16 protein-coding genes are annotated in these 17,210 nt (G+C 70.3%); 9 read left to right on the forward strand and 7 right to left on the reverse strand.

Annotation, left to right across the window (positions count from 1 at the left end; all coding sequences use genetic code 11):
- The first annotated feature begins 829 nt into the window (after window positions 1–829).
- From ABTX78_RS00265 to ABTX78_RS00280, 4 genes are all read left to right on the forward strand, one after another.
- Window positions 830–1,336: a GNAT family N-acetyltransferase gene (locus ABTX78_RS00265; RefSeq protein WP_352204552.1), complete on the forward strand. Its 507-nt coding sequence runs from the start codon at window positions 830–832 to the stop codon at window positions 1,334–1,336.
- 260 nt (window positions 1,337–1,596) lie between these two features.
- On the forward strand, window positions 1,597–3,042 hold the full coding sequence (locus tag ABTX78_RS00270) for a glyceraldehyde-3-phosphate dehydrogenase (RefSeq protein WP_352204553.1): 1,446 nt from the start codon (window positions 1,597–1,599) through the stop codon (window positions 3,040–3,042).
- Between the two features lie 226 nt (window positions 3,043–3,268).
- Window positions 3,269–4,279, forward strand: a complete 1,011-nt coding sequence (locus ABTX78_RS00275) for an SPFH domain-containing protein (protein WP_352204554.1) — start codon at window positions 3,269–3,271, stop codon at window positions 4,277–4,279.
- Window positions 4,276–5,175 (forward strand): diacylglycerol kinase catalytic domain-containing protein, encoded by a 900-nt coding sequence (locus ABTX78_RS00280; protein ID WP_352204555.1) that lies wholly within the window; start codon window positions 4,276–4,278, stop codon window positions 5,173–5,175. The genes ABTX78_RS00275 and ABTX78_RS00280 overlap by 4 nt, the downstream gene beginning before the upstream one ends.
- A gap of 243 nt (window positions 5,176–5,418) precedes the next feature.
- Here the strand turns inward: ABTX78_RS00280 and ABTX78_RS00285 are convergent, their stop codons facing one another.
- A complete protein-coding gene (locus ABTX78_RS00285) occupies window positions 5,419–6,132 on the reverse strand; it encodes an SDR family oxidoreductase (RefSeq protein WP_352204556.1) in 714 nt (237 codons plus the stop codon).
- Between the two features lie 125 nt (window positions 6,133–6,257).
- On the opposite strand from ABTX78_RS00285, the gene ABTX78_RS00290 reads away from it, so the two are divergent.
- The 5 genes from ABTX78_RS00290 to ABTX78_RS00310 all read left to right on the forward strand — a co-directional run bounded on the left by ABTX78_RS00290 (window position 6,258) and on the right by ABTX78_RS00310 (window position 12,304).
- The gene (locus ABTX78_RS00290; RefSeq protein WP_352204557.1) at window positions 6,258–6,830 is read left to right on the forward strand and encodes a TetR/AcrR family transcriptional regulator; all 573 of its coding nucleotides are present in this window, start codon (window positions 6,258–6,260) and stop codon (window positions 6,828–6,830) included.
- A 687-nt stretch (window positions 6,831–7,517) separates the two neighbouring features.
- Window positions 7,518–8,435: a S1 family peptidase gene (locus ABTX78_RS00295; protein ID WP_352204558.1), complete on the forward strand. Its 918-nt coding sequence runs from the start codon at window positions 7,518–7,520 to the stop codon at window positions 8,433–8,435.
- A gap of 202 nt (window positions 8,436–8,637) precedes the next feature.
- A complete protein-coding gene (locus ABTX78_RS00300) occupies window positions 8,638–9,204 on the forward strand; it encodes a 2Fe-2S iron-sulfur cluster-binding protein (RefSeq protein ID WP_352204559.1) in 567 nt (188 codons plus the stop codon).
- Complete coding sequence (locus tag ABTX78_RS00305; RefSeq protein WP_352204560.1) at window positions 9,201–10,205, forward strand: FAD binding domain-containing protein; 1,005 nt, start codon at window positions 9,201–9,203, stop codon at window positions 10,203–10,205. The genes ABTX78_RS00300 and ABTX78_RS00305 overlap by 4 nt, the downstream gene beginning before the upstream one ends.
- Complete coding sequence (locus tag ABTX78_RS00310; protein WP_352204561.1) at window positions 10,202–12,304, forward strand: xanthine dehydrogenase family protein molybdopterin-binding subunit; 2,103 nt, start codon at window positions 10,202–10,204, stop codon at window positions 12,302–12,304. Before ABTX78_RS00305 ends, ABTX78_RS00310 begins: the two co-directional genes overlap by 4 nt.
- Before the next feature lie 33 nt (window positions 12,305–12,337).
- Here the strand turns inward: ABTX78_RS00310 and ABTX78_RS00315 are convergent, their stop codons facing one another.
- The 6 genes from ABTX78_RS00315 to ABTX78_RS00340 form a co-directional block, all read right to left on the reverse strand.
- A complete protein-coding gene (locus ABTX78_RS00315) occupies window positions 12,338–13,129 on the reverse strand; it encodes a uracil-DNA glycosylase (RefSeq protein ID WP_352204562.1) in 792 nt (263 codons plus the stop codon).
- A gap of 141 nt (window positions 13,130–13,270) precedes the next feature.
- Window positions 13,271–13,705 carry a hemerythrin domain-containing protein gene (locus tag ABTX78_RS00320; protein ID WP_352205006.1) on the reverse strand — a complete coding sequence of 145 codons (435 nt, stop codon included), beginning with the start codon at window positions 13,703–13,705 and terminating at the stop codon, window positions 13,271–13,273.
- Window positions 13,706–13,843: 138 nt separating this feature from the next.
- A complete protein-coding gene (locus tag ABTX78_RS00325) occupies window positions 13,844–14,662 on the reverse strand; it encodes an amino acid ABC transporter ATP-binding protein (RefSeq protein WP_352205007.1) in 819 nt (272 codons plus the stop codon).
- 37 nt (window positions 14,663–14,699) lie between these two features.
- The gene (locus ABTX78_RS00330) at window positions 14,700–15,530 is read right to left on the reverse strand and encodes an amino acid ABC transporter permease (protein ID WP_502993713.1); all 831 of its coding nucleotides are present in this window, start codon (window positions 15,528–15,530) and stop codon (window positions 14,700–14,702) included.
- The gene (locus ABTX78_RS00335; protein WP_352205008.1) at window positions 15,497–16,264 is read right to left on the reverse strand and encodes an ABC transporter substrate-binding protein; all 768 of its coding nucleotides are present in this window, start codon (window positions 16,262–16,264) and stop codon (window positions 15,497–15,499) included. Before ABTX78_RS00335 ends, ABTX78_RS00330 begins: the two co-directional genes overlap by 34 nt.
- Before the next feature lie 339 nt (window positions 16,265–16,603).
- Window positions 16,604–17,092: a GNAT family N-acetyltransferase gene (locus ABTX78_RS00340; RefSeq protein ID WP_352204564.1), complete on the reverse strand. Its 489-nt coding sequence runs from the start codon at window positions 17,090–17,092 to the stop codon at window positions 16,604–16,606.
- Window positions 17,093–17,210 lie beyond the last annotated feature (118 nt).

Genomic DNA, 17,210 nt, shown 5'->3' on the forward strand with positions numbered 1-17,210 from the left:
TCCCCCGGAGTGACCGGGCGCAACAACCGTGTCCGTCCGATGGAAGCGCCGGCCGTACCGGTCGCTGCCTCGGGGGTGCTCGGGCCGACGGTGACGCGTACCGCACTCGGCCTGGTGCGTCCCTCTCCCCGCACCGCTGAGCGAGCGCTCACCGACGCCGTCCCACGCGCGGCTGCGCGGCAGCCACACCGAACGTCACCCATAAGGGGACACTACGCCCGTCCGCGCGGGACGACATTCGCGCGTTTCCCCGGAGGGGAGGACGCCGGCGGCCTCGGCAGCGCGCTAGTGACAGGCCGTCGCGGAACCGGGCCCGGTCATGGCTACAGCAGAGCCACCGCCAGGAAATAGATCAGACCTCCGAAGACGACACCCAGAGACAACAGGAACACCACGCGCATCGCCTGTCACCGACCCTTCACCGTGCACCGATGCGGCCGCCCCGCGGACCCGCACGCGGCGGAGCGATCATGGGATCCGTGATACCCGCCGCCGGTCCGTCCCACTCGCCGCGCCGCGCATGTGAGGCAAACGCAGCAGCCTCGGCTCCTCGGGCAGACCACTGGCCGGACGGTGGCGTGGCACACCAGGACGTCGTCCACCACCGCAGCGCGTTCGGACGGAGAGTGTGACCGTCAGACGTGCGTACGGCACCCTGCCCGGCCCGCGCCGGAAAGCCCCCCGGCGCACGTCCTCGCACCCGGGAGCCGGAGCCGGTGCGGGATCGAGGGCGGGCGGGGCGGGAGCGAGGGCCGGTGCGGGAGGGGCCATGTCCAGGCGGGCAAAAGGCGTTTGCCGACTCGATTTTCCGTGCGTAGCGTCGCCACCCGTGAACCCGACTCTGCGCACCGAGCGGCTCGTCCTGGAGCCGTACACCCCCGAGGACGAAGAGGACTTCGTCGCTCTCTTCCAGGACACCCGGGTGTCGCAGTGGATGGGTGACGGCCCGGCTTCCGAAGCGGCGGACCGCGCGCTGTTCGGGCGGCTCTTCACGAAGGTCTACGCCCGGGGCCTGTTCGACGTCTGGGCCGTTCGCCGCGACGGGTTCCGGGTCGGACATGCCGAGATCAAGCCGACGGAGGCCGTCGGAGGCCACGAGATCATCTACGCGCTCGCGCCGACGGTTTGGGGCTCCGGACTGGGGACCGAGCCGGCCGAGGCGCTCGTCGACCACGGCTTCGACTCGGTCGGCCTGAACGAGGTGTTCGCCACCGTGGCCGCGGCGAACAAGGCATCGCTGACTCTGCCGGCCAGGATCGGATTCGAGCATGTCCGGGACGTCGAGGAGGAGGACGGCAGCACCACTCGCGTACTGGTCCGCCGTCGGACGCGCTGACTCCCCCCACTCCACCTCAGGTTGACGGGCTCACGGCTCGCAGCTGCCTCGGTCGGCTCGGGGTGGGTACGGCCGGCGCATGTCAGGCCGCCCGCGATCACGGCGAAGATCACGGTCGAGGGGGTTCACATGGGCAGGGACAGCGGCTACTTGGATCCGCCCGGGAAGCAGGGGCCTCTCCCTCGCCCTCGACACCGCCCGCATGATCAAAACAAGAGCGGGTTAGCATATGAGCACCGCCTAGCTCGAAAGATAAACCTGTGACTGTCAATGACGACTCGTTCACCAACTGGAAGAACCGCGAGGAGATCGCGGAGTCGATGATCCCCGTCATCGGGAAGCTGCACCGGGAGCGGGACGTCACGGTCCTTCTCCACAGCCGCTCCTTGGTGAACAAGTCGGTGGTCAGCATTCTCAAGACCCACCGCTTCGCCCGGCAGATCGCCGGCGTGGAACTCTCGGTCACCGACACGCTTCCGTTCCTGCAGGCTCTGACCACGCTCGATCTCGGTCCGTCCCAGATCGACCTGGGCCTGCTCGCCGAGACCTACCGGGCCGACGACCGCGGCCTCTCGGTGGAGGAGTTCACCGCCGAAGCCGTCGCCGGTGCCACGGGTGCCGACAAGATCGAGCGCCGCGAGCCGCGCGATGTCGTCCTCTACGGCTTCGGCCGCATCGGCCGTCTCGTCGCGCGCCTCCTCATCGAGAAGGCCGGCTCCGGCAACGGCCTGCGGCTGCGGGCCATCGTCGTCCGCCAGGGTGGCGACCAGGACATCGTCAAGCGCGCCTCGCTGCTGCGCCGCGACTCGATCCACGGCCAGTTCCAGGGCACGATCACGGTCGACGAGTCGAACAGCACGATCAACGCCAACGGCAACGAGATCAAGGTCATCTACGCGGGCGACCCGTCGGAGGTCGACTACACGGCGTACGGCATCAAGGACGCCATCCTCATCGACAACACCGGCAAGTGGCGCGACCGCGAGGGTCTGTCGAAGCACCTGCGCCCCGGTGTCGACAAGGTCGTCCTGACCGCCCCCGGCAAGGGTGACGTCCCCAACATCGTGCACGGTGTCAACCACGACACCATCAAGCCGGACGAGCAGATCCTGTCCTGCGCGTCCTGCACCACCAACGCGATCGTCCCGCCGCTGAAGGCGATGGCCGACGAGTACGGCGTCCTGCGCGGTCACGTGGAGACCGTCCACTCGTTCACCAACGACCAGAACCTGCTGGACAATTACCACAAGGCCGACCGCCGCGGCCGCTCCGCGCCGCTCAACATGGTCATCACCGAGACCGGTGCCGCCTCCGCCGTCGCCAAGGCGCTGCCCGACCTCAAGGCGAGGATCACCGGCAGCTCGATCCGCGTCCCGGTGCCGAACGTCTCGATCGCGATCCTGAACCTGCGGCTCGCCCGCGAGACCACCCGCGAGGAGGTCCTCGACCACCTCCGCAACGTCTCGCTGAACTCGCCGCTCAAGCGCCAGATCGACTTCATCAGCGCTCCCGACGCGGTCTCGAGCGACTTCATCGGCTCGCGCCACGCCTCGATCGTCGACGCCGGCGCCGTCAAGGTCGAGGGCGACGACGCGATCCTCTACCTGTGGTACGACAACGAGTTCGGCTACTCGTGCCAGGTCATCCGCGTCGTCCAGCACGTCTCCGGGGTGGAGTACCCGACGTACCCGGTGCCGGTGACCTGACCGGTACATCAGCGGAATCCGGCGGCCGGCCCATCAGGGCCGGCCGCTTTGCTGTGGGTGCTCAGCGGCGAGTACCACCGGGGCCGCGAACAGGCCCGCGCTGTCGGCGCGTTGACGGTCGGCGGGCAGAGCGGGGCGAGGCCGTCACAGACACCGGCCCCACTTTCGTCTTATTGACGATAACCCGCTCCCCCTATATCGTCGATAAGACGAAAAGGGGGGCAGCATGGCAGACATCATCAGGCGCTTCGGATGGCGCCACCTTCGTTCCACACCCACCGCTCACGTCCGCCACCACCGGCGGGGCAAGCTGGTCCACGACGGACCGGGGCTGAGCTTCTGGTACCGCGCACTCACCGCCGCACTGTGTGAGATTCCGGTGGACGACCGGGAGGAGTCCATGGCCTTCCACGCCCGCACCGCGGACTTCCAGGACGTGACCGTCCAGGCCACCGTGACCTACCGGATCGGCGAACCGTCCACCGCCGCCACCCGGCTCGACTTCTCCGTCGACCCCGACACCGGCGTCTGGCGCGGCGCGCCCCTGGAGCAGATCTCGACCCTGCTGACCGAGACGGCCCAGCAGCACGCCCTCGACGTGCTGGCCCGTACCCCCCTCGCCGCCGCACTGACGGACGGTGTCGCTGCCGTACGGGAGCGTGTGAGCGACGGGCTGGCCGGGGAGCCCCGGCTGGCGGCCACGGGCATCGCCGTCGTGGCCGTCCGCGTCGTCGCCCTGCGACCCGAGCCCGAGGTGGAACGCGCGCTGCGCACTCCCGCGCGGGAGCAGATCCAGCAGGAGGCGGACAGGGCGACGTACGAGCGGCGGGCCGTGGCCGTGGAGCGCGAGCGCGCCATCGCGGAGAACGAGCTCGCCAGCAAGATCGAACTCGCCCGCAGGGAAGAGCACTTGGTCGAGCAGCGTGGCACGAACGCCCGTCGCGAGGCTGAGGAGAAGGCCGCTGCCGACGGCGTACGGGCGGCGGCGGAAGCGGCTCGAACGGTCCGGCTCGCCAAGGCAGAGGCCGAGGCCGCCCGTGAGGTCGGCGACGCCCGGGCACACGCCCAGGCCGCCTGGCTGCGGGTGCACGCCGAGGTCGACGCGGCCACGCTGCACGCACTGACGGGTTCGCGGCTGGCCGAGAATCTGCCGCGCATCGACAGTCTCACCGTGTCGCCGGACGTGCTGACCGGTCTGCTCGCCAAGCTCGGCCGCCCGCAGGGTGAACAGGAATGAGTCTCGCCCCGCGGGCGGTGCTGGTGCACCGCACCAGTGAGTACGAGGAATTGGTCGCCCGGCACGGGACGCACGGGCAGGCGGGCTTCTTCCTCTCCTCACGCGGACGGGGCATCGAGGATGTCGCCGAACGCCATCGGCGCGCGCGGCGCATCCTCTCCGAGGTGACGGCTTCGGTGCCGTTGAACTGGCGGCAGGCGCGCGTGGAGCGGGCCGATCTCGACCGCTTCCTCTTCGGTCCCGAGGATGTCGTGGTCGTCGTGGGCGCGGACGGCCTGGTGGCCAACACCGCGAAGTACCTGAGCGGTCAGCCGGTGATCGGGATCGACACGGACCCGGGCCGCAACCCGGGGGTCCTGGTGCGCCACCGGTCGCGGGACGCGGGCCCGCTGCTCGTGGCGGCGGCGGGCAGGGGCGGCTCGTTCGACGAGCTCACCATGGTGGAGGCCGTCGCCGACGACACCGAGCGGCTGCGGGCGCTGAACGAGATCTATCTCGGCCGGCCCGGCCACCAGAGCGCGCGCTACCGGCTGCATGCGGGTGCCGACGACGACGCTTCGGAGGCGCAGGCCTCTTCGGGGGTCCTCGTCGGCACCGGCACCGGATCGACCGGCTGGCTGCGCTCCCTGTGGCAGGAGCGCGCCAGCCGGCTGGCGCTGCCCGGTCCCGCCGATCCCCGGCTCCTCTGGTTCGTCCGCGAGGCCTGGCCCTCCCCCACCACCGGAACCACGCTGGTCGAGGGTGTCCTCGAACGCGCCCAGCAGCTGCGACTGGTGGTCGAGTCCGACCGCCTGGTGGCTTTCGGTGACGGCATCGAGAGCGACGCCCTGGAGCTGACCTGGGGCCAGAGCGTACGTCTCGGTGTCGCGGACGCCGGCCTGCGGCTGCTGGTGTGAGCGGCGCGGACTCCAGACTGCCGCTGCCGTCATGAGGGGCGCGGACGCCGTCCTGCGGCTGCTGCTGTGATGGCCATACACCGAGGTCCCGCTGCTGGTCCAGCGGTCCGGCCGGGAAAATGACCCGCGGCCCCCGCCGGGAACGGGAGCCGCGGGAGTTCGGTGCTGCCGGCGCTGCGGAGAGGCACGAGGCCGCAATCCGTCAAACCAGGCGGAGGACGGACGCCGGTCTGCGGAGACGATCTAGCCCAGCGCCTCGGCCACCTGCGGGTAGAGCGCGGAGGGGTCCGCGGCGAGACCGGCCTTGACCTGCGCGCTGATGTCGTCGGCGAGGTACTCGAACCGGCGGGCCTCGATGGTGTCGAGCGCCCCGTGGGCGACCGTGGCCGGGTCCACCTTGGGGCCCTCGACGGTCGCGGCCATGTCGGTGTCCATGTATCCCACATGCAGTGCGGTGACCAGGGTCCCCTGCCCGGCGAGCTGGACCCGCAGGGCGTTCGTCACGGCCCATTCGGCGGCCTTGGCAGCGCTGTACGCGGCGTTGTCCGGGAACACGTACCAGGACAGCACCGACAGCACGTTGAGCAGCGCGCCGCCTCCGTTGCGGGCGAGCACGGGGGCGAAGGCCCTGCTCATGTCCAGCGTGCCGAAGACATGGGTGTCCATCTCGCGCCGGAACTCGTCCGTGCTGCCGTTGAGGATGCCCGTGTCGGTGGAGATCCCCGCGTTGTTGATCAGGAGCGTCACGTCCTGGGCCTGCTCGGCCGCGGCCCGTACGGATGCGGGATCCGTGATGTCGAGTGCCAGGGGCACCGCCCCGGGGGCGGTCACGGTGTCCGGGTTGCGGGCCGCGGCGTAAACCTTCGCCGCTCCGCGGTCGAGGAGCGCCTTGACGAACTGGTCCCCCAGTCCGCGGTTGCCTCCGGTGACCAGAGCTACTGCGCCCTCGATCTGCATGGTGCTCTCTCCTCGTTCCGTGGGGCCGCGAGAGGGGTGTGTCGCACGGCGTGGAAACCGATCGGTTTCCACCACCGTAAACCGATCGTTTTCCCTGAGCAAGTCCGAGAGGTAATCTCGATCGCATGACCACGACAGCGACGGCGTCCACCCGCGACCGGTTGCTCGACGCAGCTGCCGAGCTCTTCTACCTCCAGGGCATCACCATCGGCGTCGAAGCGCTGTGCAAGGCCGCCGGCGTCTCCAAGCGCTCGATGTACCAGCTGTTCGACAGCAAGGACGCCGTCCTCGCCGCCTGCCTGGAGCGGCGCGCCCCCGCATATGCCGCGGCACTCTTCCCTGCGGCGGACGACACCCGACCGCCGCGGTCCCGGATCCTCCATGTCTTCGAGCGACTGGAGGCGGAGGCCCTGACCGACGACTTCCGGGGCTGCCCGTTCCTTGCCGCGCAGGTCGAGCTCAAGGACCCGGAGCATCCGGCCAGCAAGGTCGCCCGCGAGGTGAAGCAGACCCTCACGGAGTACTTCCGCCGCGAGGCACAGCACGGCGGCGCCCACGAACCGGCCCTGCTCGCACGGCAGTTGACGCTTCTCTTCGACGGGGCGAGCGCACGGGCCGGCGTGGGCGCGGAGCAGCTCGACGGACTGACACTGACCACCGCGCAGGCCCTCATGGACGCGGCGGGAATGACGAAGTAGTCCGGTCCCGAGCGCCCCTGCCCACGAACTGCCGAATCGACGCGTCCAGTTCCGGACAGCGCGGAGGGCGACCCAAGGGTGGCGATCAGGCCCATAACGGCGGCGCCCCCACGACCTGTCCGCCCCGCGCAGACACGCCGGCGGCGTCGCCGGCGGGGTGTGACACCCGCGCCAGGTCGCACACTGCCGGTCGACGGCACCCTCGGAAGGGTTCGCACCCGTGTGCACCCGCCACGGGTGGGCCTGTTCGATGCGCGTAGATCACCCGAGAGGCCGTGAGCGCGAGTCGCCGCTGTCGATCGGACACTGAACAGCCGAAACGGTGCGTGACGTTCCGGTTCACGCCGCGCGTACCACTCGAAAACCTTGTGTCCCACCTGACGCGCAGGTCAGCTGACGCTACGCGAGCAAACGGTCGTCCACTCCGCCGCAGCCCGTCACGGCACCCGTGCCACTGTCGCCCGCGGGGCCCAACATGCTCCCGTTGCCTGGTGGTTCACCTCGCACAGTCCGCGGACGCGCGTAGAGCGGCCGAAAGGCGATCTTGTCGCCAACCCATCCGGAGCACAGGATTCCTACCGCACCGCTTGGCAGGCTCATGACCGTTCACCCGGTCGACGAGCCGGCCGTTCGGCGCTCACGGGCCCGCCCACCCAACGGGCCCCGGAACCCCCACCGGAGGATGTAGTGAACATCAAGCGCTTCTCCCCTCTCGGCGGCGTCGGCAGACGTGGACGGCTGATCGCCGTCGTCACCGGCCTGCTGACCGTCTCCGCGCTTGCCGCGCCCACCGCTGTCGCCGAAACGGGCACCGTCGCACGAGCCACGACGGCCCAGCTCGCCCAAGCGAACAACGCCGTGCTCGGCGCGGACGTCGCCGGCACCGCGTGGTACACGGACAAGGCGACCGGCAAGCTCGTCGTCACGGCCGACCAGACCGTCTCGGCGGCCGAGATCGCCCAGATCAAGAAGGCCGCCGGGGCGCAGGCCGGCACCCTCGAGATCAAGCGCACCCCGGGCACCTTCAACAAGCTCATCGCGGGCGGCCAGGCCATCTACGCCGGCGGCGGACGATGCTCCCTCGGCTTCAACGTCCGCAGCGGCAGCACCTATTACGCGCTCACCGCGGGCCACTGCACCAACATCGGCAGCACCTGGTACACGAACTCGGCCAACACCACGCTGCTGGGCACGAGGACGGGATCCAGCTTCCCGACCAATGACTACGGCATCATCCGGCACTCGAACGCGTCGGCCGCCGACGGTCGGGTCTACCTCTACAACGGCTCGTACCGTGACATCACGTCCGCGGGCAACGCCTACGTCGGCCAGGCCGTGCAGCGCAGCGGCAGCACCACCGGCCTGCGCGGCGGCACGGTGACCGGTCTCAACGCCACGGTCAACTACGGCAACGGCGACGTCGTCTACGGCATGATCCAGACCAACGTCTGTGCCGAGCCCGGCGACAGCGGCGGCTCCCTGTTCGCCGGTTCCACCGCGCTCGGTCTCACCTCCGGAGGCAGCGGCAACTGCAGCTCCGGTGGCACCACGTTCTTCCAGCCGGTCACCGAGGCGCTCAGCGCCTATGGCGTGAGCGTCTTCTGACACACCGGTTCGACGCACCGATCCGCTCGGCGATCGGGGCGCTGATCGGGTGCACCCGATCGACGCACGACGAGGGCCGGTGGTCCGCCGCGAGGCGGGCCGCCGGCCCGACGCACGTCCCGGCCTCCCAAGCCGCGTAAAACGCCATGTACTGATAGGAAAGAGGCAAAGCGCCCAACGAGCGACCGAAAGGCACTGCGCCGTGGAGCCAACCAGCCGACCGGACAACACGGTGACCCAGCGCCCGGTGAGCGCCCACCGCTCCTCCCTCACCCTCCGGGTGAACGGAACCCAGCACCCTTTGACGCTCGACAACAGGACCACCGTCCTGGACGTGCTGCGGGAGCATCTGGATCTCACCGGTACGAAGAAGGGCTGCGACCACGGCCAGTGCGGCGCCTGCACCGTGCTCGTCGACGGCCGGCGCGCCAACAGCTGTCTGATGCTCGCGGTCGCTCACGACGGGGCGGACATCACCACTGTCGAGGGCCTCGCCGACGGCGCGGCGCTCCACCCGTTGCAGGAGGCGTTCATCGCGCGGGACGCCCTCCAGTGCGGCTACTGCACACCGGGCCAGCTCTGCTCCGCCGTCGGCATGCTGAGCGAGGCGGCCGAGGGACACCCCTCCCATGTGACATCGCCGGACTACACGGGCGGCGGTGAGGCGGAGCTGACCCCCATGGAGATCCGGGAGCGCATGAGCGGCAATCTGTGCCGCTGCGGCGCCTACCCCTCCATCGTCCGGGCGATCGAGGACGTGGCACGGTGAAACCCTTCGCCTACCTCCGAGCGGCCACCGTCGATCACGCCATCGACGCCTTCGCCTCCCACCCCGGAGCGCAGTACCTCGCCGGCGGCACCAATCTCGTGGACCTCATGAAACTCGGCGTCGCCGCCCCGGACCTGCTCATCGACATCCGCCGGCTGCCGTTCGACCGGATCACGGACACGGCCGAGGGCGGGCTGCGCATCGGCGCGGGCGTGCTCAACACCGACCTCGCCGCGCACCCCGGTGTCCGGTCGCGCTACCCCTGCCTCTCCCAGGCACTGCTCGCCGGGGCGTCCGGCCAGCTGCGCAACACCGCGACCACCGGCGGCAATCTGCTCCAGCGCACGCGGTGCCCGTACTTCCAGGACACGACGAAGCCCTGCAACAAGCGGCTCCCCGGCAGCGGCTGCCCCGCGCGGGAGGGCGCCCACCGCGACCTCGCGGTCATCGGCCACTCCGAACACTGCGTCGCCACCAACCCGTCGGACATGGCCGTCGCTCTGTCCGCTCTGAACGCCACCGTGCATCTGTACGGCCCGGAGGGCGAGCGCGCCGTGCCCGTCACCGACTTCCACCGGTTGCCGGGCGATGACCCCGAACACGACACCGTCATCCGGCCGGGTGAGCTGATCACCGCCGTGGAACTGCCGCCCGGCCCCGTCGGCGTCCGCTCCCGGTACCGCAAGGCCCGCGACCGGGCGTCCTACGCCTTCGCCCTCGTGTCCGTCGCCGCCGTGCTGGAGCTCGAGCAGGGCGTCGTGCGGTACGTGGCCCTCGCGTTCGGCGGGCTCGCCCACCGCCCCTGGCGCGCTCGCGTCGCCGAGGAGGCACTGCGCGGTGCGTCCGCGACGCCGGAGAGCTTCGCCCGCGCCGCGGAAGCCGAGCTGGCCGCCGCGTCGCCGCTGCGCGACAACGGCTTCAAGGTGCCGCTGGCCCGCAATCTCGCCGTCAGCGTGCTGACCGACCTGGCCCCGCACCCGAATACCGAGGACCTGTCATGACGCAGACACCGGGCATTCTGGGGTCACCGGCCGTACGCCGGGAGGCCGCCGACAAGGTCATGGGCGTCGCACGCTACGCGGCGGAGCACACCGCACCGGGATGTCTCTATGCCTGGCCCGTCCCGGCCTCCATCGGCCGGGGGCGGGTCACCGCCGTGCACAGGGAGGAGGTGCTCGCTCTGCCGGGCGTGCACGAGGTCCTCACCCACGAGAACGCGCCCCGGCTGGAGCCGCCCGACGACGCCAACCTCGCGGTGCTCCAGAACGCCGGCGTTCCCCACCGCGGCTGGTACGTGGCTCTCGTCGTCGCCGACAGCCCGGAGAACGCCCAAGCAGCCGCCGGCGCCCTCAGGGTGGAGTACGACGAGGAGAAGCCCGACGTCACGCTCACGGCCGACCACACGGGCCTCTACACACCGCAGGAGGCCAACGGTGGCGAACCCGGTCTGCGCGAGCGCGGGGACTTCGGCGGCGCCTTCGCGTCCGCGGCCGTGCAGGTCGACGCCACGTACAGCATGACCGCGCTGCACAACCACCCCATGGAGCCGCATGCCGCGACCGCGTGGTGGCTCGACGGACATCTGACGGTGTACGACTCCAGCCAGGGCGCCAGCACCGTACGCGACACCCTGGCCGCGATGTTCGGGCTGCGGCCCGAGAAGATCACCGTGCTCTCCGAACACGTCGGAGGCGGCTTCGGCTCCAAGGGCACGCCCCGGTCCCAAGTGGTGCTGGCCACGATGGCCACCCGTCACACCGGCCTGCCCGTCAAGGTGGTGTTCCCCCGCCGCCAGATGGCGGCAATCGTCGGTCATCGCGCTCCGACGATCCAGCGGGTGCGGATCGGCTCCGACACCGACGGCGTGATCAGTGCCCTCGCCCACGAGGTCGTCACGCAGACGTCCACGATCAAGGAGTTCGTCGAACAAGCGGCCATTCCCGCTCGGATCATGTACACCTCGCCGAACAGCCGTACCGGCCACCGGGTCACCGCGCTGGACGTCCCCACCCCGTCGTGGATGCGCGCTCCCGGCGAGGCGTCCGGCATGTACGCCCTGGAATCGGCGATGGACGAACTCGCCGTGGCCGCCGGCGTGGACCCGGTGCTGCTGCGGCTGCGCAACGAGCCGGACGCGGAGCCCGACAGCGGCCGCCCCTTCAGCAGCCGTCATCTCACCGAGTGCCTCGCCGAAGGAGCCCGGCTCTTCGGCTGGCAGCCCAGGGACCCGCAGCCGGGCATCCGACGTGAGGGCACCCTCCTGCTGGGCACCGGGGTCGCGGCCGCCACCTACCCGGTGCTGGTGAGCGCCTCCAGCGCCTCGGCGCATGCCGCCGCCGACGGCACGTTCCGCATCCGGGTCAACGCCACGGACATCGGCACCGGGGCCCGTACCGTGCTCGCGCAGATCGCGGCGGACGCGCTCGGCGTACCGCTGGAGTCCGTCCGCGTGGACATCGGCAGCAGCGACCTGCCCCATGCCCCGCTGGCGGGCGGCTCGTCGGGGACGGCGTCCTGGGGCTGGTCGGTGCACAAGGCCTGCCGGACCCTCGTCGAGCGCCTGCACGGGCTGGTGAACGAGCTGCCGGCGCAGGGACTGACGGTGACCGTCGACACGGAAGAGGAGACGGCGAAGGAATCCCCGTACGCACGGCACGCGTTCGGCGCGCACTTCGCTGAGGTCCAGGTCGACACGGTGACGGGTGAGGTCCGCGTACGCCGGATGCTCGGGATGTTCGCGGCCGGCCGGATCCTCAACGCCCGTACCGCCCGCTCCCAGTTCACCGGCGCGATGACGATGGGCATCGGCATGGCGCTGACGGAGGGGAGCCATCCGGACCCGGTGTTCGGGGACTTCACCGAGAGCGACCTGGCGTCGTACCACGTGCCGACGAACGCCGATGTCCCGGAGATCGAGGCGCACTGGATCGACGAGGAGGACGAACACCTCAACCCGATGGGCAGCAAGGGCATCGGGGAGATCGGCATCGTCGGCACGGCAGCGGCGATCGGCAACGCCGTCCACCACGCCATCGGGGTGCGGCTGCGGGAGCTGCCGCTCACGCCGGATGTCATCCTGCCGCACGTGACGTCGCGGTGAGGTTCCGCTTCGCCACGAGGGGTCAAGGGCCTCTCACCCGTCCCGTCGATCCATGCCGGCGAGGTGCGCTGCGCGGTCGAAGACCTCCACGAGCATCGGCTGAGTGAGCCGCCCGGTGGACGTGTTGCGCATGCTCGGGTGGTAGCAGCCGAGCAGATGCAGATCGCGGGCGTCACCGCCCCCGGGCAGGACGATGTGCGCACCGTGGCCGAACAACGGCCGGCGCGGCGGGAGTCGATAGCCGGCCTCACGCAGGACGGGCAGCAGGGCCTGCCAGCCGAATGCTCCGAGTACGACGATCACCCGCAGCGAAGGGGCCAGCAGTTCGATCTCCCGTGCCAGCCACGGGCGGCAGGTGTCCCGCTCGGCCGGTGTGGGCTTGTTCTGGGGCGGCGCGCAGCGGACGGGCGCCGTGAGCCGCACTCCGTACAGCTCCAGGCCGTCACCGATGTGGGTGCACGTCGGCCGGGATGCGAGCCCGACCTGGTACAGCGCCCTGACGAGGAAATCTCCCGAGGGGTCGCCGGTGAACATGCGGCCGGTCCGGTTGGCGCCATGGGCCGCGGGGGCGAGTCCGACGACGCCCAGAGCCGCGTCCGTCGGGCCGAAGCCGGGTACGGGACGGCCCCAGTACTCCCAGTCCCGGAAGGCCGCCCGCTTCACCACGGCGATCTCTTCGCGCCAGGCGACGAGGCGTGGGCACGCGCGGCACCCGGTGACGACGGCATCCAGGGCGGCGACATCGACGCAGTGCGGCGCGCGGCGGGTGGGGAAGTCGCTGTCGTCCGGTGCGGGCGGCGGATCTGCGGTGTCGTGCGGGCGCATACGTCCACGCTAGTGCGACGCCCCGGAACCCGCGTGACCCGAGGGGCCGCACGCGGGCCGGGACGGCCGGAGCCCGGAGCCCATGGCTCAGAGTTCGGAGCCGGGAGTCCGGACGTCCGGGCCGGCCGGGCGCTCGAACGGTCAGACGGCGGGTCTGCCGAGCAGGCTCACGGCTCCCCCGGCTGCCGCCGGCAGCGCGTTCAGCGCCGCCACGAGCCGCTTCTCCTCGTAGACGAAGTGCGACTCCAGCAGCGCGGTGAGGCCCTCCAGCTCGACCCGTACACGCGCGGGGTCGAGTGCCGTCTCGTCGGCGACGAGGTTCTCCACGGCACGCAGGATCTCGGTGACTGCCTGATGGTCGTGCTCCAACTCCTCGATGACGGGCCGGAGTTCGGGGTGCTGACGGGCCAGTGCCGGGAAGGCTCCGCCGTCCTCCCCGGTGTGGTGCCGGATGAGTGCCGAGCAGAAGGCCAGACAGTGTGCCCGCAGCTCCCGCGGCCGTTCGCCCCGGCCGTCGAGCCAGGCGTCGGCGTCCTCGCGGAGTTGCTCGAGCTCCTCGCGGAGCGCGAGATGAATGCCGTCAGTTGATTGCCGAGGGCCGTGATGCGGCCGTCGGGTCCGACAGGGGTGTCCATTGGGGTCCCATGGTGCGGCGCCTCCATGTCCACGGCGGTCTCTTTGCCGGGTACACCGCGACGCTGACGTGGGATCCCATCACTCTTCGGACGGTCCGTCAACCGACTTCCGCAGCCGGTCCTGCGATTCGGCCACGGGTGCGGCGGCGGCGGCCGGATCGAGGATGCGGTTGAGGAAGTTCCTGGTCCGCTCGTGCTGCGGGTCGCCCACGACCTGCGCCGCCGGCCCCTGCTCGACGATCACTCCCTCGTCCATGAACACGACCCGGTCGGCGACCTCGCGGGCGAAGCTCATCTCATGGGTGACGACCATCATCGTCATGCCCTCGGCGGCGAGCAGCCGCATGACCGACAGCACATCGCCGACCAGTTCGGGGTCGAGCGCCGAGGTCGGCTCGTCGAAGAGCATCACCGCGGGGCCCATCGACAGGGCCCGTGCGATCGCGACCCGCTGCTGCTGTCCGCCGGACAACTGCGCCGGGTAGGCGTCCGCCTTGTCGGCGAGGCCGACGCGTGCCAGGTTCTCCCGGGCGACCGCGGCGGCCTGCGCCTTGTCCCGGCCGAGCACTCTGCGCTGGGGCAGGGTGAGGTTCTCGGTGACGTTCACGTGCGGGAACAGGTTGAATTGCTGGAAGACCATGCCGATACGCCGGCGCACGGCGTCGATGTCCACATCGAGGTCGGTGACCTCGGTGCCGCCGACGAAGACCTGGCCCTCGTTCGGCTCCTCCAAGAGGTTCACACAGCGCAGCAGTGTCGATTTGCCCGAGCCGGACGGCCCGATGACACACACCACCTCGCCGCGGCCGATCTCCAGGTCGATGCCCCGCAGGACGTGGTTGTCCCCGAACGACTTGTGCAGCCCTCGGATCTCGATCTCCGGGCGGTCGGTGGCCATGGTTTCCGCGGTCTCCGTCTTTTTCGGCATCTCGTCCTCACCTGGCCTTGTCGGCACGCGCTTCGAGGCGGCGCACCACGAAGCTCAGCGGCACGGTCACAAGGAGATAGCACAGGCCCGCGACCAGGATGGGGGTGGAGTTGGCCGTCTCGCTCGCGAGGTCACGGCCGAACTTCGTCAGTTCCCGTTCCTCCAGCGTCACACCGAGGAACAGCACCAGGGACGAGTCCTTGAACAGCAGGACGAGTTCATTGGTGAGCGGCGGGATGACGATGCGGAAGGCCTGCGGGATGATTACCGACACCATGGCGCGGGCGTGCGAGAAGCCCAGCGACCGGGCGGCCTCCATCTGTCCCTTGGGGACCGCCTGGATACCCGCCCGAATCGTTTCCGCCATGTAGGCGGCCGCGACCAGACCGAGGCCGAGCGCGACCTTGCCGTAGGTACCCCCGGGGATCTCCACCCCCGGGAACGCGAGCGGGACCGCCACCCCTACGAAGATAAAGATCAGCAGGGCGGGCAGACCGCGGAAGAACTCGATGTAGACCCCGGCCACCCACCGGTAGGGGGCCACCGACGACAGCCGCATCAGCGCGATGATCAGCCCGAGCACCAGCCCGAAGATGAACCCGGAGAGGGTGTACACCACCGTATTGCGCAGGGCGATGGTGATGATGTCGGGGAAGAGCCGCGACGCGAGGTCGGTCTGTGCGAACTGGTTCTGGAGCCGGTCCCAGTCGGCGAAGACGCCGATCAGGACCAGCACCGCCACGAAGACCGCGTACTGGATTCCCTGCGAGACGCGGCGTTGCTGCCGCTTGGTCAGCCGAGAGGTCACGACGAAGCCTTGGGCAGCGGACCGATCCACTGCTCGTAGAGCTTCTTGTACGTGCCGTCGGCGCGGGCGTCGGTGATCGCCTTGTTGAGGGCGGCGAGGAGCTTGGTGTTGCCCTTCTTCACCGAGAAGCCGTACTGCTCGCCGGTCTCGATGTTCTGGCCGAGGACGAACTCCGCGGCGTTCTTCTTGTCCTTGAGCCAGCCCTGGACGACGGGGTAGTCGATGACGACGGCGTCGACCTGACCGGTGCGCAGACCGTTGAGAACGGCGTCGGAGCTCTCGAAGGCGACCGGGTTGAAGCCCTGCTCCTTGGCGTAGCTCTCGCCGGTGGTTTCCGCCTGTGCGCCGAGCTTCTTGTTCTCGGCCTTCACGTCGGCGAGCGTGGTCACACCGCTCTTCTTGGTGGCGAGGAGGGCCTGGGTGGCGTCGAAGTAGGGAACGGAGAAGTCGACGTTCTTCTTGCGCTCCTCGGTGATCGTCATGCCGGCGGCCGCGAGGTCGCACTCGCCGGAGTTGAGGAAGGCACCGGTCTTGAAGTTCTCGAAGGGGGTGTCGAGAATCTTCTGTTCGACCTTGAGGTTCTTCGCCGCCAGGTCCACCAGGGCGACGTCGAAGCCGACGATCTTGCCGTTCCGCTCGAACTGGAACGGCGGGTAGGGCAGATGCGTACAGGTGGTCAGCTTGCCCTTCTCCACGACGGGCACTCCGCCCGCGGCCTCTCCGGGACCGTCGCTGCCGGAGGAACAGCCGACGGCAAGGAACATCCCCGCGGCGGCAGCACCGGCCGCGGCGCGGATGCGGAAGCTGCTGCGGTGACTGCGGTGTCCTCTGGCCGTCCAGAACACGGTTGACCTCCATGGGGTACAGGGCGGGCGGTGACACGACGAGACCGTCCGTCGCGATCGTAAGGCACCGGCGGCGGTAGGTGAGGGAGCCGTCCACCATGCGTTCGGGCCGGTCCGACACCGTGTCCGGCCTGCGGCTCTGAGTGATCGTCGACCCGGCCGCACGAGCCGGTCGAATGGCCGGAAAGGGGATCGGGGACGGCGGTTCCGGCGCCGTATCGCGGACGACCGGGGTGCCGTCCGACCCGGGGTACGCGGTCAGTTCGTGTCGATGACGAGCTCCGGCCGGTCCCACATCACCGCGGGCGGACGGGCGCGGACGGTGCCGGTACGCCGGGCACCGACACTCAGATAGAAGCCCTCGGCGGGCGGATGGGCGACGACGCGTACGGCCTCGATCCCGGCGGCCCTCGCCTCGGCGACCATGTGGGCGACGAGGAGCCGGCCGATGCCCCGGCCCTGCGCGCTGTCCGCGACGAACATCAGGTCCAGCTCGGGCGGGTCGAGGAGCAGCGCGTAGAAGCCGAGCACGGCGCCGTTCCCGTCGGCCGCGACGAAGACCCGGTGGGTCTCGATGTAGTCGGGGCCGACCCGGTAGCCGGAGACCATCGGGGCGTAGGGGCCCTCGTAGGCGCGTGACCTTCGTACCAGGGCGGTGAGCCGTTTCGCGTCCCGGGCGGTGGCACGCCGGATCAGCGCGGCCTGCCGCCGCCCGCCCCGGCCGGCTCCTGTCATGTCCGACTGCATGGAACGAGTATTCCTCGCCGGTGAGCGGTGGGGAAAAGGAGCCCAGGGCGGCCGGGGGCGGCGGCCCCTTTGCGCCATGGGGCGGAAGTGGCGGGAGCGTGTCTGGCCTTGGGCGCGT

It is taken from the genome of Streptomyces sp. NPDC096193 (assembly GCF_040302905.1).
Lineage (GTDB): Bacteria > Actinomycetota > Actinomycetes > Streptomycetales > Streptomycetaceae > Streptomyces.

Excerpts from the sequence above, each read along its gene's own strand:
- ABTX78_RS00275 (WP_352204554.1), top strand. The coding sequence starts at position 3,269 with ATGGCAGACATCATCAGGCGCTTCGGATGGCGCCACCTTCGTTCCACA.
- ABTX78_RS00280 (WP_352204555.1), top strand. The coding sequence starts at position 4,276 with ATGAGTCTCGCCCCGCGGGCGGTGCTGGTGCACCGCACCAGTGAGTAC.
- ABTX78_RS00285 (WP_352204556.1), bottom strand. The coding sequence starts at position 6,132 with ATGCAGATCGAGGGCGCAGTAGCTCTGGTCACCGGAGGCAACCGCGGA.
- ABTX78_RS00290 (WP_352204557.1), top strand. The coding sequence starts at position 6,258 with ATGACCACGACAGCGACGGCGTCCACCCGCGACCGGTTGCTCGACGCA.
- ABTX78_RS00310 (WP_352204561.1), top strand. The coding sequence starts at position 10,202 with ATGACGCAGACACCGGGCATTCTGGGGTCACCGGCCGTACGCCGGGAG.
- ABTX78_RS00315 (WP_352204562.1), bottom strand. The coding sequence starts at position 13,129 with ATGCGCCCGCACGACACCGCAGATCCGCCGCCCGCACCGGACGACAGC.
- ABTX78_RS00325 (WP_352205007.1), bottom strand. The coding sequence starts at position 14,662 with ATGGCCACCGACCGCCCGGAGATCGAGATCCGAGGGCTGCACAAGTCG.
- ABTX78_RS00335 (WP_352205008.1), bottom strand. The coding sequence starts at position 16,264 with ATGTTCCTTGCCGTCGGCTGTTCCTCCGGCAGCGACGGTCCCGGAGAG.
- ABTX78_RS00340 (WP_352204564.1), bottom strand. The coding sequence starts at position 17,092 with ATGCAGTCGGACATGACAGGAGCCGGCCGGGGCGGGCGGCGGCAGGCC.